This window comes from Poriferisphaera sp. WC338 (assembly GCF_050931845.1).
Classification (GTDB): domain Bacteria; phylum Planctomycetota; class Phycisphaerae; order Phycisphaerales; family Phycisphaeraceae; genus Poriferisphaera.
The window spans coordinates 1,751,222-1,775,603 of the sequence record NZ_CP194516.1; the positions used below are offsets into that span (position 1 = coordinate 1,751,222).

Here is a 24,382-nt window from a genome sequence, read left to right on the forward strand (position 1 = left end):
CGGGCGAATCCGCGGCTGGCTACCAGAATAACACGATCGGGCTCTCTGGGTAAGGGGGCCGAATCAAACGCAGAAAGCACATGAGTACGAACACGCCGACAGCACAGATTCTTGTGGTTGATGATGAGGTTGAGCATGCGGAGGTGATGGCCGAGGGGCTTCGCCGGATCGGTCATGTTTGCACGTTAGTACATGATCTGCCGACTGCTCGTGAGGAATTGTCGCATGGTCAGTTTGACCTGATCGTGACAGACCTTTCGATGGATGGTGAGAAAGACGGGCTGGAAGTTTTGGCGGAAGCTCGTCGAACGCAGAACAATGCCGAAACGATCATGGTGACGGCGCATGGCGATGTGCCGACGGCAAAGGCGGCGATCAAAGGTGGTGCGTTTGATTTTATTGAGAAGCCGATTGATCTGGATGTGCTTCGTACGCTTTGCAGCAACGCGATTAACACGGTATTCCTGCGGGAAGAAAACACGGATCTGCGGCAGCGGATTGATGAGCATTATGGGTTTGAGGGGATTATTGGTCAGTCGCCAGCGATACGCGCGATGATCCAAACGATGCGGCAGATTGCGCCGTCGAATATTCCGGTGCTCATTACCGGCGAGAGTGGGACGGGGAAAGAGCTTGTGGCACAGGCGATTCACAATAATTCGAAGCGTACGAAGAAGCAGTTTGTGCCACTGAATTGTGCGGGGCTGTCGGAATCGATTTTAGAAGATGAGTTGTTCGGGCATGTGCGCGGCGCATTTACGGGTGCGGACCGTGAACGTGAGGGGCGGTTTGAGTATGCGAACAACGGGACATTGTTTTTAGATGAAGTGGGGGACATGCCACTGAACATGCAGGCGAAGTTGTTGCGTGTGCTGGAGTCGGGGGAAGTGGTGCGGCTAGGCGCAAACAAGGTGTCGCATGTGGATGTGCGGTTGATCTCAGCGACGAACCGAGATTTGCAAATGCGGGTGAAGGATGGCGAGTTCCGAGAGGATTTGTATTTCCGGATCAAGGGTGTTGAGTTGCACATTCCGGCGCTTCGTGAACGTCGGGAGGACATTCCGCTGTTGGTGAAGCATTACACGCAGCAGTTTGCGCAGCAGCTTGAGAAGCCTGTGCCGGAGATTTCGGAGGATTTGAACATATTGCTGATACAGTTTAGCTGGCCGGGCAATGTGCGGCAGTTGATCAATGTAGTGCAGAATATGGTGATTATTGCCGGTGAAGGACGGCTTGATCCGCAGCACTTGCCGGAGGAAATTCGAGCCGCCTCGGGCGAGCTACCACCAACAAGTAGTGCGTCGGAAACAACGATCACCGAAGCGGGCGGCTTGCGGCTGGATCAGATTGAGAAACAGGCAATCCGCAATGCGCTGCGGATCAGTGCGGGGAACCGTGAGGCGGCAGCGAAGATGTTGGGGATTGGCGAGCGGACGCTGTACCGCAAGCTGAAAGAGTATGGATTGAAGTAAGTCATAGATGTTATGTGATGGCTACACTTTGGAGATGATATGGCGACTGCCCTTCCCTTTCGTATTGGACATGGATTTGATTTGCACCGGTTAGAGCCGGGGCATAAGCTGATCGTCGGTGGTGAACATCTTGAGCACGATCGTGGATGTGATGCGCACTCGGATGGTGATGTGGTCTATCATTCGGTGACGGATGCGATTCTGGGGGCGCTGGCGATGGAAGATATCGGGCAGCTGTTTCCGGATAACGATCCGAAGTGGAAGGGTGCGGATTCGTTTGTGTTTGTGGAGGAAGCAGTGCGGCGGATGCGCGAAGTGGGGTATCGGATTGGGAATATGGATATCACGATTATTCTGCAACGGCCGAAGCTGTCGCCGCACAAGGCGAAGATCCGTGAGAATCTGGCGGAGTTATTGGGATGTGATCTTGATCAGGTGAACCTCAAAGGTAAGACGCATGAGAAGGTTGATTCACTCGGGGAAAATCGTTCGATTGCGTGCCATGTGGTGATGCTGCTGGTGAAGGACTAAATTTTAACAGCAATAAGAAATTAAAAAGCACGCCAGTTATGACGTGCTTTTTTTTGTTGCTATTTTGAGTGGGTTTAATCGAGAAGCGTGAGGCCGGCGAGTAGCCAACCAGCTTTGCGAGTAGCGGGGGTGAAGGTGATGGACATGATGGGAGAGTTGGGGTGTGGGTTTTGCCAGTCGGTGATGAACATGGCCATGCGTCCGCCTTGTGCGCCGCGTCCCATCCAGCCGGTTTTGAGCGTGGTAGAGGTTTTGCCTGCGATGAGGCCACTGGTGTTTTGGTTGGAGATGAGATCCATTGTTTCGGTGTTGTTGTCTGCATAGGTAACAGTCATGGTGGCGAGTTTGGTGTTGGGCATGACATTGGTGGCACCGGCGTTCAGAAGTGCGATGCTGTTGCAGATAAGGTTGGGGGTGCTGATGGTGAGAGATTGGATGGCATCATTGGGTGTGGCGGGGCTGCTCCCGAGCATGACGAGTTTTTTGTCATTGAGGAGGAAGGTATAGCCGTTGAGATTGACTTCGCCTTTGGGAAGACGGGCGAGGTTGTAGCCAGTGCCGGGGAGAGGCCAGTTTTTGTGCGGGACGGTGGCAATGCTGTTTAGGTCGATGAGGTTGCCGCTGGTGGTTTGGATGGTGGGCGGGGTGTAGAGTTTGTTGAAGATATCGCCTGCGGCGTAGGGGAGTTGATCTGGGGTCTCTTTGCGTGAGCCCCATGCGTATTCAGCAGAGAGGACGTGGGCGCTGAATTGTTTGAAAGCGAGCTTGATGGTTTCTTCGTTGGGGAAGAAGCCACACCACATAGTTTGCAGGGTGCCGAGATTGCCGGTTTTTTTCACTTCCTTGGCAAAGTAATAGATGTTGGTGGGGTTGGACCATGTGCAACCAACGACATCCGCACCGGCTTTTTTGAAGATGGCTTGGCTTTTGTAATCTTTGGCGGCGGCGTAGTGCCAATCGCCGACGATGATGTCTTCTGGAAGATTGCTGCGGTAGTATTCGGCGGCGGCTTGTGAAGTTGCGGTAGTCGCGTCGGGGGCTTCGCCTTTATAGAGCATCATGTCGCTCCAAACCATGGCGCGGATGCCTTTGGTTCGGAGGTAATCGGCGCTGCGGTTCATGAAAGCCATGAAGATTTTGGTTTCATCGCGTTCATCACCACAGTAGTTGCATTCGGGATTTGGGAACTTGCCAGGCACGAGGACTTCGTCGTGCCCTATGTGAAACACTTTGGGATCGAACATCTCGATGGCTTCATCGAAGATGGCGTAGGCGGTTTCGAATGTTTTGGGGTTCTTAGTACAGAGCGCGTACTTGGCGGACCAGTCTTCGCAGATATCTTTGTTCTGATCGTTGTTGAACATCCAGCCGGCGTGCCCAGGGACATTGACGAGCGGTACGGGTTCGAGGAAGTTTTCACGGGCAAGCTTGACCAGCTCACGCACTTTGTCTTTGCTGATGGAATCGGGGTAGGCGATGTCAGGCTGCGTGTCCCATTTGATTTTATCGAGTTCAATGACGACGGTATTCATCTTAAGGGGGGCGAAGATATTTTGAATGAGTTTACGGTCCATTTGGTAGCCGGATTCGGCGGGGAAAAACAGTGCACCGCGGAATTTGAGGTCGGGCCAATCTTTAATTTGGGCGGCAGGGAGTTCGAAGCCGTCTTGGTCGATGCGTAGGAGTTGTTTGAGAGTTTGCAGGCCGTAGAAAGCGCCTCGCATGGAAGCGGATTCGATGAGCACGCCGTTGTCTTTGGCGGTGAGCCGGTAGCCGTCTTCGGTGGTGAACCATTTGGCGCTGGTGTCAGCGGCTTCGGATGGTGCGAGAGTATTTGCGGGTGCGATCCAAATGCGGACGGTCTTGTGGTCGTCGGTTGATCTAGTGGGCGGGGCGGAAGCGATACCAGCGAAGCTGTCTAACAAGCGCTTAGATGCACGAGAGAGGCGGTTGTCTGTTGCGTTGAAGATGGTGGTGTGAGGCGATTGACCGAGCAGAATGGTTTGAGATTCGATTTTGATGGATTGTGGTTGCGGGACGATGAGCTGGCCGGTCTTGGGATAGCCTTTGGCGATGGCTTTAGTTTGGAGGATGGCGGGTGCAGTGGTTTGAAGGCGTTTGGCGATGGTGGATGCGGCGATGTTTTTGCTGGGATTGACCTTGATGATCATTTCCCATTTGAGGTTTTTTGACTCTTTCATCTGACCGGGCCAATTGACATAGCCTGCCCAGAACATGGGGTAGGTTTTTGACCAGCCGGAGGAATAGTTGCGTGCATCGAAAAACTCGATGGGGCGGGTGGCAGTGAATTGAATGCTGAGTTTGCCGAGAATACTGTCGAAGGTGAAAGCTTTGGCACCAGGCATGAGATTGTTTTTGGCACGATCCATGGTTTTGGGATAAACAGGAACGCGGCCATTGACGGTCTTACCGTCTTGTAGGGTGGCGATAAAACTTTTACCTTGAATAAGATTGGCGTTGAAGAAGCCCATGTTCATCTCACCGGTACATGGAACATCTTTGAGGAGTTGGCCAGCGAAAGTGATTTTGAGTGTGTTATCGTCAAGTTCTGTGAATTGATAGCGGGTGGCAAAAGTTTCGCTTTTGCCTTGAACTTTCAAGATTTGTTTACCGTCGATTGTTTTGGATTCTGTCTTATATTTTTCAACACGGTCACCATAGTAGGTTCCTAACCAACCGGGTTTGACGACATACTGAGTTGATTTCCAAATGATCGGGACGCCCTGGTAGGAGACGGACATCATGTCACCTTCATCCCACGAGATCGACCATGGGCTTTCTTGGGCGTGTGCCGGGCTGGTAAATATTGAAAGGGTGCTGCCGAGGGCTGCGAAGATAGACAGACATAACGATAAAACTCTCAGCGGGTTCATGCTGGTTCTCCATACGAATAAGCTGTCACAACACCTTTCGATGCTGCAGGGAACGAGAACAAAAACCCACTGACTTATCTTTTGTTACGTCGATTAGAACCCGATTGGTCGGATGCGTCAACCCAATTTGTATTTTTAAGTGTCTTGCTCAGTGTACGAAACGGCAGGGATGCCGATGACAGTAAGATTGGCGGGTATGTCATTTGCGACCAATGCGCCTGCGCCAACGGTGACAGCGTTGCCGATAGAGCGTTGAGGCAGAATACGTGCGCCAAGTCCTACCAATGCAAACTCACCAATAGAAACTTCGCCGCCGGTGACAGCACCGGGAGCAAGATGCGCATGATCGCCTAGTCTTGAATGGTGTTCGAGGATGGCTCCGCTGTTTACGATTGCACCTTCGCCAACATAGCTCTTGGTGTGAACGACGGCATTAGGGCCGATGAATGCTCCATCACTAACGACGGCTGATTCGGCCACATGTGCGGTGGGATGAATAACAGAGACGATCTCTCGGCCGGAAGATTTGAGATCTTCCAGTAAGCGTCTGCGAGCCATATTGTGACCGATGGCGACAATGATGGCAGCATCTGCAATGCGTGGGTCGTCGCACTGGAACAGCGGTAAGTTACCAGTTTCCCCAGGCTTCGCTTGATCATCGATGAAGCCAAGGACCTTAAATCCGGATGCCGTTGCGGCTTCTGCAACAACATGTCCGTGTCCCCCTGCCCCGTACACCAGCAATGGTCGACCGTTTTGCCCCTGGTCACTGATCATTTCTGTCCTCCCGCTTGTTTCGATGTGTTTGGACGATGAATCACATACGCGGTCTGCCGCAGTTTTAGCCAATTGAACAACTCCTTGACCCGGCAACGAGATTCCCAATCTAATCCTTCTTGGAAGCGGGCAGATATTTTTCTGCGGTCGTTGCCTCCCAGGATCCGTATACCTTACTCATCGGAAAACCCTGGTATTCACTACCGCACTGATAGCAAATCAGTACACGCTTGAGGCACTTATAAATGATCAAATCCGCAAAGAACACACAAATTAACGCGCCGAGGAGCCATTCGATCATCGGAAGCCCAAAAATGAGCATGACAATGATGGCGGCAAGCAGGAGCAGCCAGAAACCTGTTAATTGTGGAACCTTCTTTTTCGCATATAAATCACTGCATCCGCAGACCGGACAGTGGCGGAGATGCTTCTCGTCATCCAGTGCGCGGTCCCAATCCAGCACGATGGTTTGGCTGGCATTAGAGGATTGATCACTTTCACCTGCAGCATGAAGCTGCGGGCGCGGGTCTTTGACGGTCATCGGCAGGGCATCTAAATCTACCGGAACCCGGATCCCGATCGGGTCATCTGGTTTGCGAATCCTGATGTGCACCCCCCTATTCTTTCGATATATTCAATCATGGCAAGAGATTACTGCGAAGCCAGCTTACATTTCATGACATCGTAACATTCGCGCCACATGCAAGGGGCAGTTCATGACGTATCTCACACGTACACAGGTTCGACGAGTCGACAAGCTGGCAATCGAGTCGCTTCATATTCCGGGGGTGGCATTGATGGAAAATGCGGGTGGAAATGCCGCTCGGATTATCCGGAAGCTGATTTTGCCGGAGTTACAGGTGAAGCCGGGTTTTGCAAGCGTGGCAATCATCTGTGGAGCGGGTAACAACGGCGGAGATGGGTATGTCATTGCCAGGCACCTGCATAATCACAATATTGATGTTCATTTGTATGCGACAAAATCGCTCGATTCGCTGACGGGCGATGCGAAAACCAATGCGCTGATTTGTCGGAATATGAAGCTCCGGATCACGCCGTTGGTATCGGACGAGGATCTGCGTGAACATCTGCACGAGCTTCAGCTAGCAAATATGATCGTCGATGCGATTCTGGGGACGGGTTTTGAGGGGGATGTTCGGAAGCCGATCTCGTCGCTGATCAATACGCTGAACAATGTGTCTGGGCCGATGATTGTGGCGATTGACACCCCATCAGGACTGGATGTTGATACGGGGACACCATCGAATGCGACATTACGGGCCCATCACACAATCACTTTCGTGGCACCAAAGGCGGGGTTTACCGCCGAATCGGCCAAACCCTATCTCGGGCACATGCATGTTGCCCCGATTGGGGTGCCACCGTCGTTGATCAAACAGGTCCTCCAGATGGATTGAGTAGATTTTCCATCTCCAGCTGTCATTTCGGTCTGTTTGTGCTTGTGTTGCCCCAACTTGACGCATCTGCCCTATTCTGACAAAATACTCGGCTCGCTGACTTTACATACAATTGTCAGCCACCAATACTTCCCCAGAAACCACGATATCCATACGGAATCTGAACCATGTTGGAAAATATTACTCCTGGCTCAAACGTCAACGTCAAGATTGTCAAGGCTCCGACCAACGAAGCCGCACGCAAGACACTCGTCCGCATCATCAGCAAGGACGAAGATGTGAGAACTGAAAACAAGCGTCTCAAGGCGACCTATAAAGCCAACTTTAACCCGCAGCCGCGTGGTGGTCGCCTTTACTCTGGCCGTATGCCTAAGGTTCATATCCTTAAGGGCAAGATCGGCGAAGCCGGTACGGTGAAAGCAACCGTCGACGTGATCAACGACCTCAAGAGCGTGGCACGCTTCATTGAAGTTTCTGCAGGCTAAACCAAAGTTGCAGTTCAATTTAGTCAATCATGACCTCGTGAGTAATCACGGGGTTTTTTTATGTATAACGATCTGAAGATGGGGTTGCAAAACGGTCCTTTGGAGGGTTTAAGGGCTGTATGGAATTTACCGAGGGTGATATCGCCGATACACTTAAACACGTGAAAAACATTAGCCTTTCCAATCAGGTTATCGACAACGGCCATGCCGACTTCATCAAGCGTAAAAAGCCAGATTGGCTCCGCGCGAAATTACCCGGCGGGCAAGGTTATGCCGATACACGTGGGCTTGTTGACAAATACAAGCTCAACACTGTGTGTGAGTCGGCAAAATGTCCAAACCTTGGGGAATGCTGGGCGAGGCGGACGGCGACGATGATGATCTTGGGTGATGTTTGCACACGTGCTTGTGGGTTTTGTCACATCAAGACTGGACGTCCGCCAGAGTATGATCTAGACGAGCCACGCCGAGTAGGTGAAGCGGCGGCACTGATGAATCTAAAGCATATTGTGATCACTTCGGTGAATCGCGATGAGTTACCGGATGGAGGGGCGGAGATCTGGGCGGAGACGATCCGTGAGATTCGCAGGTATTCGCCAGCAACGCAGATTGAAGTGTTGATCCCGGATTTTGATGGAAATTGGGATGCATTGCAGTTGGTGCTCTCGGAGCGGCCGGAGATTTTGAATCACAACTTAGAGACGGTTCCGCGGCTGTATCCGGTGGTGCGGCCGCAAGCGAAATACCAGCGATCGATAGAGTTGCTTCGCCGTGCCAAAGCACAGGGACTGACGGTTAAGACCGGTATCATGGTTGGCATCGGTGAAGAGGATCATGAGGTACAGCAACTCATGGAAGACCTCGTAGAAGGAGCGCGGGTTGAAGGCGTTTCTATAGATCATCCAGATACAAATATTGTTGATCACGTCACGCCGCCAAACCCGGATCGTCGATTCCCGGAGGGTGTGACGCTGGATCGAACAATCTCTGGGATTGGTGCACCGGACCGCGCATCGGATACACCCTTGAAGCGCGGCGGCTACCTGTTTGAGCATTCAAATCCACATTGGGCTCATCACGAGCCGTCACCACCTATTGATCTGTCGGATGAGATGCAATCGCTTATATACCCCGCAGCAACTTACCCTGGCGTGCATGAGACGTGTGATATTTTGACAATCGGGCAGTATCTACAGCCGACGCGGAATCATCTACCGATTTCACGGTGGGTCACACCTGACCAGTTTGCGGCTTTCAAAGAATCTGGCGAAAAACTGGGGATTCGTCATGTGGAATCCGGCCCATTGGTACGGTCATCGTACCATGCGGATGATCAGGTCTTACAGCTTGGAAACACAGATAAATAGCCTGATCTGGTGTCGTGAGGTCGGCTGTTTTTCGTATGGCTGGGATTGATCCACAAATAGTTGTGTGACTTTGCCCTGGTCGTACATCCCTGATATCATGATTCGCTCGAAATTGCCGCTCGGCGGCAGGCTGTCGCTACGTACATGACAGCCCGCCCTGGCCAGTGCCCCCGTCCGTCAAAGGGGCGACCGAGCTGCAGGAGACGAACCAATGTCCGACAATGCAAAACATCTTTACGAAGGCATGTTTCTCATGGGCCAAGCTGCAGGTGCAGATCTGAATGGTGCCATGGAACAAGTCCAGACTCTTCTCGACCGCGCGAAAGCTGAAGTTGTTGCCATGAACAAATGGGATGAGCGCAAGCTTGCTTACCCGATCGATGGCATGAAGCGTGGCCTGTACATCCAAACACTGTTCAATGTTGAAGGTGCAAATCTCGCCAAGCTTGAGCGTGACTGTAACCTCAGCGAGCAGATTGTCCGTGTGCTTTTCACACGTGGTGATCATCTTGGTGAAACTGAAATCGCAGCCATCAAAGACGGCGAAAAGACAACTGCCGCAGAAGCTGCTCTTAAGACTGAGGATGTACCTGCTGAAGCTGCTGCAGCTGAAGCACCAGCCAAAGATGCACCTGCTGCTGAATAATCCTGCCGACGTACTGCAGCCGCAGTGCCACAAGATTAGTTTAATCCCTGAAACGCTAACCTGATCCGGGTCATGCAAGAATCAGTGTGGCCTACCCCGCCTAACCCGGTTCAACATTTAATAGGAATACATCATGCCTAATCTCAACAAAGTTATGCTCATGGGCAATCTGACCCGTGACCCTGAAATGCGCTTTCTGCCAAACAGCAACATGGCTGTGGTCAATTTTGGCCTTGCTATCAACCGTACTTGGTACAACAAAAATACCAACGAGAAGCAGGAAGAAACAACTTTTATCGACGTCGAAGCTTTTGGTAAGCAAGCTGAAATCTTAAACCAATATGTCAGCAAAGGTCGTCCGATTTTTATTGAAGGCCGCCTAAAGCTTGACCAGTGGCAAGATCAACAAGGTAACAATCGTTCTAAGATCAAGATCATCTGCGAGAAATTCGAATTTCTTGGCGGTCGTGATCAAGGCGGTCAAGGCGGCGGTGGTGGACAGCGCGGCGGTTTTAACCGTGGTGGCCAAGGTGGTGGCTATGATCAGCAGAACAATCCTTCTGCTGGCTACGGCAACCAGAACGCCCCCGGGCCTGCTCCACAAGTTGAAGTCGACGACGACGATATTCCGTTTTAAACAACTATTAACCCCATGATGACACACCCTGCGAAGTCATGTGAACTTTCAACGGCATGTGTCTAACTTCAAAAGATTGGAAGGACATCATGAAACAGATCGAACTACTCCTGCTGGATAACGTGGCAAATCTCGGCATTGTCGGTGATGTTGTCAAAGTGAAGCCTGGCTATGCGCGCAACTACCTCGTGCCACACGGCCTTGCTACGGTTCCAACCAAGGGCGCGATCGAACGCCTCGCAGCACGTCGTGCTGAGGTTGAAGCAGAATTGGCCGCACTCCGTGCGACACACCAAACGCTCATTGAGAAGCTTACAGATCATGAACTGACCGTGCAGCGTTCCGCGAATGACTCCGGCATTCTCTACGGCGGCGTGACTCAGCACGAAATCGCTGAAATGCTCCGCGAAGAAGGCTTCAATGTTGAAGATCGCTTTGTCCGCATCGGCGACCAGATCAAACGCCTTGATTCCTACATGATCCCGATCGTGATCGATAAGGAACTTAAGACCGAGGTCAAGCTTTGGGTTGTCTCTGACAAGCCTGCCGAAGAGCTTGAAGAGGAAGTTGAAGAAGTGACTGCTGAAATCGAAGAAGATTAATTTTCAATTCCAAACAGATCATATAAAAACCGTCACGCTTCAAAACGTGACGGTTTTCTTTTATGCATGTCCTATGATTAGAAGACTTATTTTTCCTCATCGAACGAGGCGCGAATTTTATTGAGTGACTCTTTATACTCACTCATCACATCCGCCGTTTCGACAGGATTGTTCGACACCACGATCGGCGTGATGAAGATGATCATCTCGCGGTTCTGCTTACTTTTGTCGGTACTGCGGAATAATCCGCCTACCAGCGGGATATCACCAAGCACGGGCAACTTACGCTCTTCGACAAAATCTTCCTGCCGAAGAATGCCGCTGAGCATGACGGTCTGTCCGCTGCTGATCACGACATGTGTGCTGGTTTCGCGGCGGTCAAAAAGCGGATTGCCGAAGAGTTCTTGACCCTGCAAAATACGGGATAAAACGAGATTCACTGTCAGATCGACTTCGCCGTCCTTGGTGATGTGTGGCCGAACCTTGAGCTTGGTCCCAATGGGCACGTACTCGAAGTTTCGCGTCACGCTGGAACCCTCGCTAGAAGATTGTGATCGTGTCTGCACCGGCACGTCCTGTCCATCAAAGAAGGTTGCTTCCTGATTGTCGGCGGTGTAGAGCTTAGGCTCAAACATGATTTTCAGCCCGTATTTCTTGATGAGCATTTGCAAAAGCACATTCATGTTGACGTTGGCACTGAAGGTGCCCTGCGATGCTTCATCGCCGTTGAGTGTGAAAAGCTTGCCCGCAATATCACTGAAAGATGCCGCACCACCCAAGCGGATGGATTGATCCATCAAGCTAGGACTGCTGAAGAGTTCACCATCCGATGCAATACGCATACCCAGCGTTGATGAATCATTGTGCTGAATTTCTGCGATGACCGCATGGATGATGACCTGCATGCCCGGACGGTCCAACGTGGTGACCAGTTCCTTGAGTGGCTCGACATAAGCTGGCGGAGAGATCAGAATCAGCGCATTACGCCGTACAATCGGCACAATACGGATCTTGCCAATCAGATAGCTCATCGCTTTTTTATTCTGATTGCCTTTCGCTGCAGACCACCAGAACTTCATGATCGCAGCTTGGTTGTTTCGTTGATTACGGTTTTGATTGTTGTTGTTATTGTTTCCAGCACCGCGCAAATAATCTGCGGGTGAATTGGTTTCTTGTCCATCGTCAAATCGAGGTTCAGATCGAAGGATTTCGGCAAGAGTGCCGCGTTCAGCAAGTGAAGCATTCAGCTGCTCCGCAAGTTCCTCGGCATTCGCGTGCTTCAATTCAATGATCAATGGCAAGCCAACTTCTTGTGGCCTGTCTAATTCCTTCACGAGATTATCAATTACCGCGTAGTTCTCGACATTTTTTGTTGTTACCACAAGACGATTAGAGTCTGGCATGGCTTGGAAACTGAACTGGCCAAATAATTTACCTACCGGTACAAGCTCGGTTTGCGGCGTATCGCTCCACCAGCTTGAAAAGGATGATGATTTGAGTTTCTTGCTGAACATGTTTTCAAGCAGATCTTTTACCTGCTCGGGATCCGCATGCTTGAGTACATAGATTCGCGGCATTACATCCTCAACCTCAACAGGTGTATCCCATTGCTCTTTAATGGTTTTTTCAATTTCATCCATCGTCCTCGCATCGGTCTGTACGATAACGGTGTTGCGGCGTTTGTCGGATGTTACTTTCAGCCGTGCGGTTTTCTGATTACGATTACGCCGGTATGAAGTGTACCAGCGGCTCTGATACTCAACTTCACGTGGGTCAAAAAGCTTTTCAATGTTCTCCGCAACCACTTCTGCATCAACGTATTTCAGCGCAAAAGCTTTCATGATTCGGTCGCTGGCGTTTTCGACATCAAGCTGCTCCAGAAGCATTTTGACAAGTTGATGGCCGCGCTGTGAACCGGACACTAAGATTTTTCTCCCCACACCAAACGGTACCACTTGTACTGCTTCTTTCATGTCGGGCATGGATTGAATGGCGGCCATAAGTTGTGTTGCAACATCGTTCGTGTCGGCATATTCAAGCTGATAAAGCAGAAACGCATCATCCTCTTCACGTGGTTGATCTAGTTCCTTGACCCATTCTTTGATTTGCAGCATTGTTTTTGCAGGGGCAACCGCAATGATCCAATTTTTACTAACTTCAGGGACCAGCATCACAGGTCCTTCGTCTTGCTGAATCACCACCGAGTTTTCACCACTGCTTGAAGAGGAGCTACCACCTGATGATCGACTGCTACTTGGACGACGACTTCGACGGTTACGGGCATTGGGATCAGGTGCGTCTAGGAGTTGGCGGAGCACGCCCACGACCCAAGTGGCATCAGCTTCCTTAATGACAAGGATCTTCTTTACGGTTTGATTGGCAAGTGGTACATCTAATGTGCGGATCACTTGCTCGATACGCTGCAGATTACTGACAGAATCAGTCACCATGAGTGTTTTAGTGTTGGCGTCAGCGACGATCTGGCCGTAGCTTGCAAGCATCGGTGCGATAGCTTCTTGCACTTTGGTGACATCATAGTCATTCAGCTTAAAAACCTTACGGACGATCAAGGCGCCGTCCTGCTCTGCGGAGAGATCGTCTTCAGCACCGAGGACTCTAAGCATAGCCGTGTTAGATTCCTCGATGGGCAGGAGATTAATAAGGTTGTTATGCTCCTCGATGATCACACCACTCTGCTGCATTGCTTCCCGCATAATCTTCAGTGCGTCTTCAAACTTCAGCTTTTGATTCGACACGACGGTAATGCGTTTGCTCTTGATTTTCTCGTGTGGGATGACCGGTTTGCCCATTTTCTCGCTCAAAAACTTGGCGACTTGTTTCATCTCCATGTTGTTGATCGATAATGAAACAAGATCTTCTTCCTTCTTCTTTTCCTCTTCAGCCGTAGTTTTCTTTGTTTCGTCGGCCTTAGTGGGTTCTTCTTTGGAAGATGATTTTGTTGGAGCAGGTTCGCTTTCAGCCCGAACCGCAGAGCTGAAGCTAACAAGCCCAAGTGACAAGCTGAGCATCACACAGATGATGCTGAAGAGGCCCGATACATTCCCCGAATATTTTTCCACGATGTTCATCACATACCTCAAATCAGTCTTACGATTAAATTGCTTTCTCATGTGTAACCCTCCCCGATACTATTGTGAACGTGAGTCTTGCTTCTTTTGTCTACGAGCTTTCATTTTCTCACGATGCTGTTTCAAATCTTCAGGCGAAAATCTCTGCCGCATTTGCTTCTTATGCTCTTTTTGATGGGTAGTTGGTTCTTGTGCTGCGGTTTCTTGCGGTTTAGCTTGCTCAGCTGAGGGTGGTGCGTGGTTGCGATTCGGTTTCTTTCCAGCTCCCCAAACCCAGAGCGTGCGTTTGTTGCCATCGAATTCAATCTCCACCCAGTCGGCACCGAGATCGATGATTTTGGCCCCCATAACTTGCTCGCCGATTTTGCCATTCTGTCCGCCATTAAAATAGGCACGATTGCCTAAGATACCTTCAAGCTGCCCTTTAAATCCTTTGGATGGTACGGGATTAAAAATATCCCGCTTCTTAGCTTGTTCAGAAGATAAATCTAAATAGCCCTTTGAAGGTGATTTGGATTTTGCAGCTTCACCTGGTTTCGTTGGGAGCTTTTGTTGTGATGTAATGAAAGTGGCAATAGCTTGAGGTTGCTTCGCGTCGCTCATGGTATTGATACAAAGATAGATCAATAGGACTGCGGTAACGGCAGTACTACCTTTAAGAACGTTCATCACGTAGGTGAATATTCGATCGGGCTGTAATTTCATCATATTATTTCATCCTCGCGATACGTGATGCGATAAATGAGATATCAAGCTTGCCGCCTTTACTGGATTTGCTCATCTGAACTTGATCAATGACAACAAGATCATTGAGTTCACGTAGCTTGACAAAGCATCCAAGCGCTTGTGAGAGTTTGCATTGCCCCTGTATGCGCATTCCAACAAGCATAAGATTCTTGCTGCCTGGCATAGGCCGGACAGGTTGCGCTTTAATAGTTGGTTTTTGGATTCCCACATTCTTTACGATTTGTTCAAGCGAAGCTACGTAGCTGACTTTGGTATCTTCGATGGTTTCAAGTTTTTTGCCAACGCCATCGCCATAGATTTTGGCAAGTTGCCTGTTCTTCGCTTGAACTTCAAGGATTTTTTGCTCATAAGAAACAAGTGTGCTTTGCGCTTGTGACAGATTTTCTCGAACAGTTTGCCATTGATTTATGGTGGGCTTAATTACATAGACGAAGAGCAGCATGATGGTTAAACCTGCCGCGCCTATGGTTAGTGCTCTGCGATCTCTGTCTGATATTCTCTTCATCGTGTTAAACTTTCATTCAACCTGCTATGTGCTGTAGTAAACGAGCTTATGGGCTGGGTTGTGTAGCGGCTGGTGCATTTGTGGCTTGTTCGGCATGCTTCAATGTGTTCGTTTCAGTTTTAGGTGTCGGGGTTTCTGTTGCTGGCATGTTTGTGTTCTTTATAGGTGCGTCTTGTTGAGAAGTTGAGGTGCCAGTAGATTTGTCATTTATAGAATTCGCATCGTTTGGTTTTGCTGTATCTTCCTCGGTAGCTGCAGTTTCCATTTGTTCTTTCTCAGCTTTTTCTTTATCCGCCTTCTCTTTATCCGCTTTTGCTTGCTCCATCTTGGCTTTTTGATCTCGGATCATCTGTTCGGTGAAGTAGCGGTGCGTGGCAGCAATATCGGCTTCGATTTCAAACTGGTAAGCTTGTTGAGTCTTGGTAGCTTGCCTGAGTGTTAGTTTGGAGAATAACGGAGATTTAGCCAATGCGATTGTGAATTGGTCAAGGTCATTAATCGAGGGGCTTGTACCTTTAATACGGAGCGAGCCCTTGCGATTAACCTGTATGCTGCTAAGAATCATTTTCTGACTGATCAATCCAGCTACTTCACCGATAACCCCGACCATGGGCATGGGTGCGTTTTCAAGGTACCCATGGAGCTGACCAATGCCTTTAAGACCGCCATGATCCTTCAGCACATTTTGTACCGTTGCAATATTGTTCTGCGTGTGTTCGAGTCGCTTCGAATCGGCCAAGTAACAGCCATAGAGGAGTACGAGGAGAAGAACGGCTAAGCTAACAGCCGTAAGCCAACGATGTTTTGTACTGGATTGTTTTGTGTTGGCCGTTGTGGATACTGCTTTTGTAAGAATGAGATCTTCAGTTTCGAGACCAGCGATAGCCGCACCCAAGGCATCAAATGCATACCAATCGATTGATGATGGGTTCCAGTCGAGATCATCTCGGAGAGTGATCTGCTCTGTGTCCCCTTCACAGAAAGTTTGTGAAGGTGCGATATGATTCGATGAATCGTCATGAAGATCACCGATAAATCCGCCGCCATTCATTGCAACAACAGACTCTGCTGTCGGCATATAGGCTGATGGCGTATCAATGGTGATGACATCGTTGATAGAATGACCATTGAATCGCATAGACCGTTGATAGCTATCGCGGATTTGATGTAAAACAGCGGATTGATGTCGGGGAAGTATGTGGCTTGCCGCAACCGACTCACCAAGAAGTTTCACCTCGAGAGTATGATCTTGTAGAAAAGTGGCAATACCCTCACCAATACTACGGCGTAAACCACAGAGAAGCACTGGCTGCTCATTACCGGTTACAGGCTCATTCGCAGATGATGCCCATAGCATTTCGCCATTATCCTGTGGGACAAGTACTTCGGCTTGCATTGCGATCATTTGCTGGAAACGGGCGTCTTCTGCGACAGGCAAGCTCAGCCGTTTATACATGACACGTTCATCGCTGACTGCAACAACAACTCGCTGATCATGTATCTTTTCAATTGCTTTGTTTAGAACGACATCCCATCGTTCATCCCAATAAGCATCTGTGTTCACGGGGTAGCGTATGTGCTCAATGACACGGTATTGCGGATCGCTCTTGCTATTGCTTTGGCAATCGACACAGACCATACGGACCCATTGCTCGTCAAGCGCGACACCCCACATCACACCGTCATGTTTTGTTTGTTCTTTATTCACGATTCACTCTGATACCAATAAAGAATCGAATATGGATCACTGCCACGGTCGATGACAGCAACAATCCGCTGGATTGTTCCAAGATACGATCGGCCGCTGCTCACGATTAAGAAGACTTCACTGCGGAGGTTCACACGATCCGCGATTAATTTGAACGGTTCTTCACCCACAGCTTCAAGCAATTGGGACATGCTCATGATAGGGCCGGTACTCCCCTCTCGAGTATTGATGATGGCATCTACGATTTCATCATCCAATCCTGCTATTCGTTCCAGAACATAACGACTTGCAGTATTTACATTGAGTTTGCCCGGGAGTTTCTTATCGCTAGTTAAGCTCATCTCAAGCCAATGATTTGCAAGCCATTTGACTGTAAATGACTTGGTTTCATTATTACTTGTGCTGTTGCTATTGTTGTTTGATTGGCCGTTTTTCTGCTGTTCTTCCTTGATGTTGAGTAAATCAAAGAAGCTTGAGAAAACATTCTCATTGCGTTTTTTAACCACGGCATCGGCCAGTGCTTTGCTGATACCTAAGTTTGATTTTAAGGTTTCAGCATCGGCGTCATTGATGTTAATCCGTTCTTGGCCACGGCTATTGGTGTTTTTTTCATAGCTAAAGGGTGTAACCCAAAACCTCCAACCAAGATCATCGCCGTCTTGAACCTGATCTGTTTTTGTGCGGAGTTGCGAGAGGCGTTTATAGTGTTTATTACTCTCTCCAAAAATACCGTGGTAATCATTTGCCTTAACGCTCTTAATGAGCTGAAGTTCATCGAGTGTTTGGATTTTCCCGTTTCGTATTTCATAGGGCAGATCGAGTTCTGAGTAATAACCTGCTTCAGCCCCACTGTTACGGATGTCATCATCCTCATCTCGCCAGTCTTCGATTGATGCAGTGATTTCTTCGTCTATGTTTGGCAGGTTTAAAAGAAGTTCGCCACTTGCATAATTAACATTGATTCTTGCACCAAGATCAGAAATGCCAAGTCGTTCAATCAAGCCATCTGTATTGTCATAATCAAGATAATGTACGACCCAAGTCCCATGTTTTTCATCACTGTAGTCTTCCCGGAACGTTTCGGGATTGTCATACCACAGATCCAAGGTACTGTCATCGTAGGTGATATCTTCAGATAGGATGCTAAGTCCCTTTTCAACACCTGCTCTGGCAAGCCAATTCGCTTTAACCCGTTCGACTTCGTGACGACCTAAACGCAGGTTAGATTCAGTCATGCGCTGAACGCCAATAATAATCACAGACGACACTGCAACAATCCAGAGCACCATGACCAAAGCAGAGCCGCGCTGAGTGAATGCCCCTTGAGATGGTAAGCTTAGTTGATAACTCATCCACGCCCCCCCATCTGCTGTGTAGTGTTCTCGTCGTTTTCTTTCGATTGCGTGGCTTCTAATTGTGGAAGCCAAGGTAGATTGATGATTCGAGAGAGTGATACACTTCGGCCTTTCCCGCTGACATCTCTCGCTTCAACAGTGACGCGTAAGAGTTGTGGATATTGAGCGGCAAGTTCTTCCTCCCATGAATCAACCCACTCTAGGCCATCAAAATAACTCACATTGAATTTTGCAATGCCATGCGCAATCACTTCTTCAACGCCACCATCGTCTGGCTCATATCCACGTGTGGGATCGGTTCGCCTGATCAGAAGGCCAAGTTTTGTATTGTCTTCTGTCTCAATGCTGGTCAATGTTTTTTCCTGCGATTCATCCACACTATCGTCCGGTGTAAGCAATCGGAAGGCGACCTCTTTCACGTCTGATTCTGCATTTTCTTGTCGTACAGCTTGATAACTTGTCGTAAAGAACGTGATACTGTCCTGTTCACCCAGCTCCCATTCATCATCCATACCGATGAGTTGCCATTCATCACGTTGCTTAAATCGGATTGCATTGCGAGCCGCAGTCGCGATGGCATCCAGCGCATTTCGAGCTTGCTCTTGTACATTTGTTTCTCGTCGAACACGTTTCGCACCAGCACCCACGCTTACCAACATCATTGTGGTACTACCTGCCACAAAAGCCACGAGCGCGATAACCAAGACAATCTCAATCAGCGTAAAGCCGAATTGTTTAGGATGATATCGCATCAGAGATCCTCCCATGCAAGAGTCATTGATCTCGCGCCAGGTGGATCATAAAGAAGTGTTTTGCCACTGACTGATCGCTTGCCACCGTTGACTTCCCATGCGATGGTGACAATCACTTCATAGAGATAGGACGCCTCTTCACGCTGTAAAACGTCAGCATTCCATGTCGTTTTACTCATCCCATGTGACTCGAAATCGCCTTCTGTGATGCCTTCATCCATCACTCTACTCGGCCCAATAACATCAATCTTGGTAAATGTTTCATCCAATAAACTTGCTGCAACCTGATACTGCCTTGCCATCTCAAGCGAGGACATGTGTTGGATAACCATGCGCCCAATCACCACCGCACTGATTGCCAAAATCATGGCTGCACACAATACCTCCACGAGTGTGAAACCCTGCTCGTGCTTATGTTGCTTAGGTGATGATATCGTGTGCATATTCATGGTTATCTACAAATCTAAATCGACGCGCCTTGTTTTAAGTGTGACGTTGATGCCATCAGTGATTTCAACAGCACCTGTATATCCATGCACACCGATCGTTTTACCACGTGCAAGTTTGCCATCTTGATCTACGCCTAAACTAATTCTGATATGATCAGATCGGCCTGTTTCTTTAAAAACAACCGTCCAATCATTCTGACTCAACGTTTCTTCCATGCCATCTTCATATAAAGTATCATTTTCGGTATCGATGGGCAGATGTTCGTGAACTTCAACATTAATTCCAGGGGCCAAAACCACACGTTTCATGACAAAATGCTTTACTTCTTTCCATGATTGTTCGCCGGTATCGTTTGTAGTTAAGGATTCAATCTTAAAAGTGTGATTGGTTTCATCGAATGTCACACGATGATCTGATTGTGTACTGATTGCTCGCATACGTGCAAACTTGAGTAAACCGTAAAGCGATTCCGCATTTGCATCAGCCCGACGAGACTGAATCGATCCGGAAAAGTTTACAATTACCATTCCCGCCATGACAGTGATCAACACAACAACAACCAGCACCTCAATGAGAGTGAAGGCAAATGGTTGTCGGGATGCTCGTGAAGGTGATGTCATGCGAAAAATCCTTGTTACCTACCAATTGACGACGTCCTCTGCATCGCCTTCACCACCCTCTTGGCCATCAGCCGCATAGCTATATAAATCGAATGTACCGTGGGTTCCGGGGAAAACGTAAACATAATCATTCCCCCATGGATCTTTCAGTTCCTTGGCTTTGAGTGTGGGCGATTCCCATTTATCTTCTTCGATATCTGTTGGCCGGTTGACCAGCTCATCAAGTGAAGTGGGGAAGCGGTCGTAGCTTAATTGAAACATAGAGATAGATGATTCGATTGCCTTAAGTTTTTGTGCTGCAACGGCTCGCTGAGCCTTACCTTTTTTCCCGAACAACTGCGGCACGACCAGGGCTACCAGCACACCGATCAGTACAACAACGACCAAAATCTCAATCAACGTAAAAGCATGACGCTGATTATTGGATTGTCTTCCTAACCTTTTCATACACCAAGTCTCCATCATTTGGTTTGATGTTTGTTTGTAATAAAAATTACCTGTTCGTATGGATGAAAAATGAATCATCCAAAACTATTAACAAATTATCGCAGAACGCAGCTATACAACTGCGTTCTGCATATTCATGATCGGAAGCAATACCGATGCAAGGATAAAGGCCACGACAAACGCCAAGCCAAGGATTACTACAGCGGGAAGCACGGTCATCATGCGATCAATCGCGGCTTCTGTTTCCTTATCAAAAGCATCTGCCGCATGCACAAGTAGTTCATCCAGACGTCCGGATTTTTCGCCTAGCGACACGACTTGTATAAACATAGCTGGGAACTGACCTGTGGCTTCAAGTGGCTTGGCAATTGGAGCACCTTGCGAGATAGCTTCCTTCACATTATCAATCTCGCGGCCGAGTGCTTCATTTCCAAGTGAATCACGCAGCACGCCAAGTGCTTCAAGGATCTGAATGCCGCTGCCGGACATTGTGCCTAGTGCGCGAGCAAAACGTGCCACAGCAATTTTCCGCAGCGTGTTACCGACAACAGGCATTTTGAGCAAAATCCCATCAAACTTAAAACGCCCATCATCAGTATTCCGCCACGTCCGGAATTTCCACCAGCCAATACCTATACCAATCAATATGAGCCAGCCCCAATAAGTCATCACGTAACTGATCGACATTAATATGCGTGTCGGTAAAGGAAGTTCAACCGAACTGTCACTAACCGCATCAATGATTGTTGGAAGAATAAATGTCATAATGACAATCACAGAAAGTCCAGCTAAGCCGAGCACAATCATGGGATATAGCATCGCGCCGCCAACTTTCTGTTTGACCGCATGCTCCCGTTCAGCAAAATCTGTCAACGAACCAAATACTTCCTCAAGCACACCGGCGGTTTCACCAGCTTTGACCATACTTACTTGCATCCGGCTAAAAACCTTTGGATGCTCACGTATCGCATCGGACAATGCATCACCGCCCTGTACACGTTTAGCAAGCTGATTGAGAAGTTGTTTGATCCCGCTATGATCGCTCTGTTTACTCACAATTTGAAGCGTATTGAGAAGTGGCAACCCGGCATTCATCCCTGTCGCTAGCTGTCGCCAAACCATGACCATCTGCCCTCGTTTGACGCGCTTAATAGAGCCGATTTCATTGGCGTCATCATCGGGAGTTATGGCTGATTCAGGTTCACCATTGACTTCGGATAGATCTGTGACGTATAGCCCACGACCAGTGAGTTCTCGGATAGCAGACGCGCGACCCGGCGCTTCAATCTGACCTTGCTCAGATGCACCGTGCTCGCCGACTGCTTCATATTTATAACTCGCCAGACCCGTCATCGACCCTTCCTACTCCAGATGTTTTGCCCCAACAATAGTGGTTTATATACTTTATTTTCCGGGTGTATACGGATTAAAGTCCGCTGTCCTCGGTAACGCGCAATACTTCTTCGAGTGTGGTAATGCCCATTGCCGCTTTCTTTAATCCATCAACACGCATTGGCAGGTGATCCTCAGGCGATACTTTGGCTATTTCAGATGCACTGGCTTCGTGCATGATGGCTTTCTTGACACCTTCATTGACGCGAAGCAGTTCATAGATCCCTGCCCGACCGGTGTATCCTGTATCACGACAATGTCGGCAACCTGCACCATGGTAAAAAGTGTTGTCATGGTGATAACCATTGTCGCCTTTGCCAAGCCGCTCGAATAGCTCGTCGTCAGGTTGGTAGATTTCTTTGCATTTTTCACATACACGTCGAACCAGACGCTGAGCGAGAACGCCTTCAAGACTGGAGGCGAGGAGATAAGGTTCGACATGCATATCCATCAGGCGGGTAACAGCACCGGCTGCATCGTTAGTATGGAGCGTTGAGAAAACCAAGTGACCAGTGAGAGCACTGCGGATAGCAATATCTGCGGTTTCCGAATCGCGGATTTCGCCGACCATGATGACATCTGGGTCTTGACGGAGGATAGAACGTAGGCCGGTGGCAAAGTCGACGCCACGTTTTTTGTTAACAGGGATCTGATTGATCCCGTTCAGTTGATACTCGACCGGATCTTCAATCGTGATGATTTTCTTTTCAGGCCGGTAGAGCTTGTTAAGCGCGGCGTAGAGGGTGGTGGTTTTACCGCTACCTGTGGGACCGGTGACAAGAAGAATACCGTGCGGTTTTTCGATGATTCGTTCAAAGACGCTTAGCTTCTGCCCATCAAGACCAAGGCGGGCAAGCTCGATAAGCCCAACACTGCGGTCGAGGATACGCATGACAACAGATTCACCAAACACAGTTGGGACTGTGGACACACGGATATCAACTTTGCCACGAGCACTGGCAAATGCGATATGTCCATCTTGCGGAATAAAACGTTCAGCGATGTTCATCGCGCCCATAATCTTGATACGTGAGACAATCGCAGCGTAGAGGTGGCGAGGTGGTGGACTCATTTCCCGTAATGCGCCATCAACGCGATATTTGAGTTTTAGTTCTTTCTCAAACGGCTCGACATGGATATCACTTGCACGGGCTTCGATTGCCTCAAGGATGACCAAATTGACGAGATTGACGACGCTGGGTTCACGAGCCAATTCCTGAAGTTCGACAACAGAAGCAGCACCAGCATCGCCTATATCACCATCATCATTGCCGCCCTTAAGATCAGCAATCATGCGTGCAACGTTGGAGCCGTAAACACGTTCTATTGCTTCGACGAGTTCGAGTTCACGGATGTATTTGAGGGCAATACGTCGGCCGGTCAATCCACGTAGTGCTTCGATCGAATCTTGGTTAAAGGGATCGTGCATCCCGACAGTGAGTGTGCCGCCTTGAAGATCTAGGGGTAGTACATGGTATCGATGAGCAACTTCGCCGCTGATCATGTTGGTGGCGGCGGTATTGAGCGTGGTGTGTTCGAGATCAACAGCTTCGATGCCATGAGCCGCGGCTTCTTGTGCTGCGATCTCACCACTTTCGGCATAACCAAGCTTTAATATAGATTCACGGAGTGTTCCGCCTTGAAGTTGCTGATGTTCAATGGCTGCCGAGGCTTGTTCCGCCGTGATCGCGCCTTCTCGGATCAGAAGGTCGAGTAGTTTGTTTTGTTGCTGATCTACCTGTGTCACTTAATTCCCGTATTGAATGAGTTGCTTTTGTTCGTCAGCTGTGTCCGCACCCACATCAACACAATCATCCCAGTTCAATGATTAGACGTATACAGATTGCTTTAGTTTCACACAAAATATCAAAAATCTTATCGTGAATGAGCTTCTGGCTGGATATCAGCGCAACAACACCGCTGCCACCACTAAGATAACGCATCTATCCATAGAATCTTGCATAGAAAGGCGGTTTATTTGAATTCAGCACGAAATGGTAAAATAGGAGAGATTATTCGAGATGCAATCGTATGTAAGAATGCAGGGTAGTTACATATTCACCCGTAGAAATCGAATTTTGGTCGATTGAAGTGGCCTTAATGCGGATCGGGGTTACATTTGCAGTTCAGCAAGTGCCGTCGCTGAATCTTGCCGGAACTCAAAAACTTTATCCAGAGCTGTTGACATGAACACTATCCAAACAGCATCGGTCGGACCGACAAGTCGAAGGCGGACATCACCATCAATCAGCATTTTCCGGAGACGTAGCAATTGTGACAGGTTTGAACTGTTGACATGCTCTACTTCGGATAAGTCCACCACAATATCTGGCAGGCCACTGGGCAATCCACCCGATTTAGCGAGACAATTTTCTAGCTTTGCGCGAACCACATCCATTTCTTCGCTAAAGACAGGATCATCCCCAAGTTCGACAAGCAAAATTTTATCCGACCATTCCTGTATCGGCATCATTGGCCCCTGTTACAA

23 protein-coding genes are annotated in these 24,382 nt (G+C 48.9%); 8 read left to right on the top strand and 15 right to left on the bottom strand.

Annotated elements, in window-relative coordinates; all coding sequences use genetic code 11:
* Positions 1-80 precede the first annotated feature (80 nt).
* Positions 81-1,472, top strand: coding sequence for a sigma-54-dependent transcriptional regulator (locus ACQ6WK_RS07170; RefSeq protein ID WP_432800058.1), 1,392 nt, complete (start codon positions 81-83; stop codon positions 1,470-1,472).
* Between the two features lie 39 nt (positions 1,473-1,511).
* On the top strand, positions 1,512-2,003 hold the full coding sequence (ispF, locus tag ACQ6WK_RS07175; protein WP_432800059.1) for a 2-C-methyl-D-erythritol 2,4-cyclodiphosphate synthase: 492 nt from the start codon (positions 1,512-1,514) through the stop codon (positions 2,001-2,003).
* A gap of 74 nt (positions 2,004-2,077) precedes the next feature.
* Here ispF and ACQ6WK_RS07180 read toward each other — a convergent pair whose 3' ends face one another.
* The 3 genes from ACQ6WK_RS07180 to ACQ6WK_RS07190 form a co-directional block, all read right to left on the bottom strand.
* Entirely contained in the window at positions 2,078-4,897 is a 2,820-nt protein-coding gene (locus ACQ6WK_RS07180) for a glycoside hydrolase family 20 zincin-like fold domain-containing protein (RefSeq protein WP_432800060.1), read from the bottom strand.
* A gap of 135 nt (positions 4,898-5,032) precedes the next feature.
* Entirely contained in the window at positions 5,033-5,674 is a 642-nt protein-coding gene (locus ACQ6WK_RS07185; RefSeq protein ID WP_432800061.1) for an acetyltransferase, read from the bottom strand.
* A gap of 109 nt (positions 5,675-5,783) precedes the next feature.
* Positions 5,784-6,215 (bottom strand): hypothetical protein, encoded by a 432-nt coding sequence (locus tag ACQ6WK_RS07190; protein ID WP_432800062.1) that lies wholly within the window; start codon positions 6,213-6,215, stop codon positions 5,784-5,786.
* Between the two features lie 175 nt (positions 6,216-6,390).
* Between ACQ6WK_RS07190 and ACQ6WK_RS07195 the strand changes: the two genes are divergently transcribed.
* From ACQ6WK_RS07195 to rplI, 6 genes are all read left to right on the top strand, one after another.
* Positions 6,391-7,092 (top strand): NAD(P)H-hydrate epimerase, encoded by a 702-nt coding sequence (locus ACQ6WK_RS07195; RefSeq protein WP_432800063.1) that lies wholly within the window; start codon positions 6,391-6,393, stop codon positions 7,090-7,092.
* A gap of 167 nt (positions 7,093-7,259) precedes the next feature.
* On the top strand, positions 7,260-7,577 hold the full coding sequence (locus tag ACQ6WK_RS07200; RefSeq protein ID WP_432800064.1) for a hypothetical protein: 318 nt from the start codon (positions 7,260-7,262) through the stop codon (positions 7,575-7,577).
* Positions 7,578-7,696: 119 nt separating this feature from the next.
* Positions 7,697-8,944, top strand: coding sequence for a lipoyl synthase (locus ACQ6WK_RS07205; RefSeq protein WP_432800065.1), 1,248 nt, complete (start codon positions 7,697-7,699; stop codon positions 8,942-8,944).
* A gap of 211 nt (positions 8,945-9,155) precedes the next feature.
* Entirely contained in the window at positions 9,156-9,590 is a 435-nt protein-coding gene (rpsF, locus tag ACQ6WK_RS07210) for a 30S ribosomal protein S6 (RefSeq protein WP_432800066.1), read from the top strand.
* Between the two features lie 133 nt (positions 9,591-9,723).
* Positions 9,724-10,227, top strand: a complete 504-nt coding sequence (locus ACQ6WK_RS07215) for a single-stranded DNA-binding protein (RefSeq protein WP_432800067.1) — start codon at positions 9,724-9,726, stop codon at positions 10,225-10,227.
* Between the two features lie 89 nt (positions 10,228-10,316).
* The gene (gene rplI / locus ACQ6WK_RS07220) at positions 10,317-10,829 is read left to right on the top strand and encodes a 50S ribosomal protein L9 (RefSeq protein WP_432800068.1); all 513 of its coding nucleotides are present in this window, start codon (positions 10,317-10,319) and stop codon (positions 10,827-10,829) included.
* Positions 10,830-10,915: 86 nt separating this feature from the next.
* Here rplI and ACQ6WK_RS07225 read toward each other — a convergent pair whose 3' ends face one another.
* The 12 genes from ACQ6WK_RS07225 to ACQ6WK_RS07280 form a co-directional block, all read right to left on the bottom strand.
* The gene (locus ACQ6WK_RS07225; protein WP_432800069.1) at positions 10,916-13,960 is read right to left on the bottom strand and encodes a secretin N-terminal domain-containing protein; all 3,045 of its coding nucleotides are present in this window, start codon (positions 13,958-13,960) and stop codon (positions 10,916-10,918) included.
* 18 nt (positions 13,961-13,978) lie between these two features.
* Positions 13,979-14,626: a hypothetical protein gene (locus ACQ6WK_RS07230; protein WP_432800070.1), complete on the bottom strand. Its 648-nt coding sequence runs from the start codon at positions 14,624-14,626 to the stop codon at positions 13,979-13,981.
* Between the two features lies 1 nt (position 14,627).
* A complete protein-coding gene (gene gspM / locus ACQ6WK_RS07235; RefSeq protein ID WP_432800071.1) occupies positions 14,628-15,170 on the bottom strand; it encodes a type II secretion system protein GspM in 543 nt (180 codons plus the stop codon).
* A 46-nt stretch (positions 15,171-15,216) separates the two neighbouring features.
* Entirely contained in the window at positions 15,217-16,878 is a 1,662-nt protein-coding gene (locus ACQ6WK_RS07240) for a PilN domain-containing protein (RefSeq protein ID WP_432800072.1), read from the bottom strand.
* On the bottom strand, positions 16,875-18,230 hold the full coding sequence (locus ACQ6WK_RS07245; RefSeq protein ID WP_432800073.1) for a helix-hairpin-helix domain-containing protein: 1,356 nt from the start codon (positions 18,228-18,230) through the stop codon (positions 16,875-16,877). Before ACQ6WK_RS07245 ends, ACQ6WK_RS07240 begins: the two co-directional genes overlap by 4 nt.
* Entirely contained in the window at positions 18,227-18,985 is a 759-nt protein-coding gene (locus ACQ6WK_RS07250; RefSeq protein WP_432800074.1) for a prepilin-type N-terminal cleavage/methylation domain-containing protein, read from the bottom strand. Before ACQ6WK_RS07250 ends, ACQ6WK_RS07245 begins: the two co-directional genes overlap by 4 nt.
* Entirely contained in the window at positions 18,985-19,434 is a 450-nt protein-coding gene (locus tag ACQ6WK_RS07255) for a type IV pilus modification PilV family protein (protein ID WP_432800075.1), read from the bottom strand. Before ACQ6WK_RS07255 ends, ACQ6WK_RS07250 begins: the two co-directional genes overlap by 1 nt.
* 6 nt (positions 19,435-19,440) lie before the next feature.
* Positions 19,441-20,055, bottom strand: a complete 615-nt coding sequence (locus tag ACQ6WK_RS07260; RefSeq protein ID WP_432800076.1) for a hypothetical protein — start codon at positions 20,053-20,055, stop codon at positions 19,441-19,443.
* 18 nt (positions 20,056-20,073) lie between these two features.
* A complete protein-coding gene (gene gspG, locus ACQ6WK_RS07265; RefSeq protein ID WP_432800077.1) occupies positions 20,074-20,502 on the bottom strand; it encodes a type II secretion system major pseudopilin GspG in 429 nt (142 codons plus the stop codon).
* A 111-nt stretch (positions 20,503-20,613) separates the two neighbouring features.
* Positions 20,614-21,855, bottom strand: coding sequence for a type II secretion system F family protein (locus ACQ6WK_RS07270; protein ID WP_432800078.1), 1,242 nt, complete (start codon positions 21,853-21,855; stop codon positions 20,614-20,616).
* Positions 21,856-21,928: 73 nt separating this feature from the next.
* Complete coding sequence (locus ACQ6WK_RS07275) at positions 21,929-23,641, bottom strand: GspE/PulE family protein (RefSeq protein ID WP_432800079.1); 1,713 nt, start codon at positions 23,639-23,641, stop codon at positions 21,929-21,931.
* A 366-nt stretch (positions 23,642-24,007) separates the two neighbouring features.
* Positions 24,008-24,364, bottom strand: a complete 357-nt coding sequence (locus tag ACQ6WK_RS07280) for an STAS domain-containing protein (protein WP_432800080.1) — start codon at positions 24,362-24,364, stop codon at positions 24,008-24,010.
* Between the last annotated feature and the right edge of the window lie 18 nt (positions 24,365-24,382).

Excerpts from the sequence above, each read along its gene's own strand:
- ACQ6WK_RS07195 (WP_432800063.1), top strand. The coding sequence starts at position 6,391 with ATGACGTATCTCACACGTACACAGGTTCGACGAGTCGACAAGCTGGCA.
- gspG (WP_432800077.1), bottom strand. The coding sequence starts at position 20,502 with ATGAAAAGGTTAGGAAGACAATCCAATAATCAGCGTCATGCTTTTACG.
- ACQ6WK_RS07245 (WP_432800073.1), bottom strand. The coding sequence starts at position 18,230 with ATGAGTTATCAACTAAGCTTACCATCTCAAGGGGCATTCACTCAGCGC.
- rplI (WP_432800068.1), top strand. The coding sequence starts at position 10,317 with ATGAAACAGATCGAACTACTCCTGCTGGATAACGTGGCAAATCTCGGC.
- rpsF (WP_432800066.1), top strand. The coding sequence starts at position 9,156 with ATGTCCGACAATGCAAAACATCTTTACGAAGGCATGTTTCTCATGGGC.
- ACQ6WK_RS07280 (WP_432800080.1), bottom strand. The coding sequence starts at position 24,364 with ATGCCGATACAGGAATGGTCGGATAAAATTTTGCTTGTCGAACTTGGG.
- ACQ6WK_RS07250 (WP_432800074.1), bottom strand. The coding sequence starts at position 18,985 with ATGCGATATCATCCTAAACAATTCGGCTTTACGCTGATTGAGATTGTC.
- ACQ6WK_RS07170 (WP_432800058.1), top strand. The coding sequence starts at position 81 with ATGAGTACGAACACGCCGACAGCACAGATTCTTGTGGTTGATGATGAG.
- ispF (WP_432800059.1), top strand. The coding sequence starts at position 1,512 with ATGGCGACTGCCCTTCCCTTTCGTATTGGACATGGATTTGATTTGCAC.
- ACQ6WK_RS07215 (WP_432800067.1), top strand. The coding sequence starts at position 9,724 with ATGCCTAATCTCAACAAAGTTATGCTCATGGGCAATCTGACCCGTGAC.
- ACQ6WK_RS07190 (WP_432800062.1), bottom strand. The coding sequence starts at position 6,215 with ATGACCGTCAAAGACCCGCGCCCGCAGCTTCATGCTGCAGGTGAAAGT.
- ACQ6WK_RS07180 (WP_432800060.1), bottom strand. The coding sequence starts at position 4,897 with ATGAACCCGCTGAGAGTTTTATCGTTATGTCTGTCTATCTTCGCAGCC.
- ACQ6WK_RS07205 (WP_432800065.1), top strand. The coding sequence starts at position 7,697 with ATGGAATTTACCGAGGGTGATATCGCCGATACACTTAAACACGTGAAA.
- ACQ6WK_RS07260 (WP_432800076.1), bottom strand. The coding sequence starts at position 20,055 with ATGACATCACCTTCACGAGCATCCCGACAACCATTTGCCTTCACTCTC.
- ACQ6WK_RS07225 (WP_432800069.1), bottom strand. The coding sequence starts at position 13,960 with ATGAGAAAGCAATTTAATCGTAAGACTGATTTGAGGTATGTGATGAAC.
- ACQ6WK_RS07270 (WP_432800078.1), bottom strand. The coding sequence starts at position 21,855 with ATGACGGGTCTGGCGAGTTATAAATATGAAGCAGTCGGCGAGCACGGT.
- ACQ6WK_RS07185 (WP_432800061.1), bottom strand. The coding sequence starts at position 5,674 with ATGATCAGTGACCAGGGGCAAAACGGTCGACCATTGCTGGTGTACGGG.
- ACQ6WK_RS07200 (WP_432800064.1), top strand. The coding sequence starts at position 7,260 with ATGTTGGAAAATATTACTCCTGGCTCAAACGTCAACGTCAAGATTGTC.
- ACQ6WK_RS07255 (WP_432800075.1), bottom strand. The coding sequence starts at position 19,434 with ATGAATATGCACACGATATCATCACCTAAGCAACATAAGCACGAGCAG.
- ACQ6WK_RS07230 (WP_432800070.1), bottom strand. The coding sequence starts at position 14,626 with ATGATGAAATTACAGCCCGATCGAATATTCACCTACGTGATGAACGTT.
- gspM (WP_432800071.1), bottom strand. The coding sequence starts at position 15,170 with ATGAAGAGAATATCAGACAGAGATCGCAGAGCACTAACCATAGGCGCG.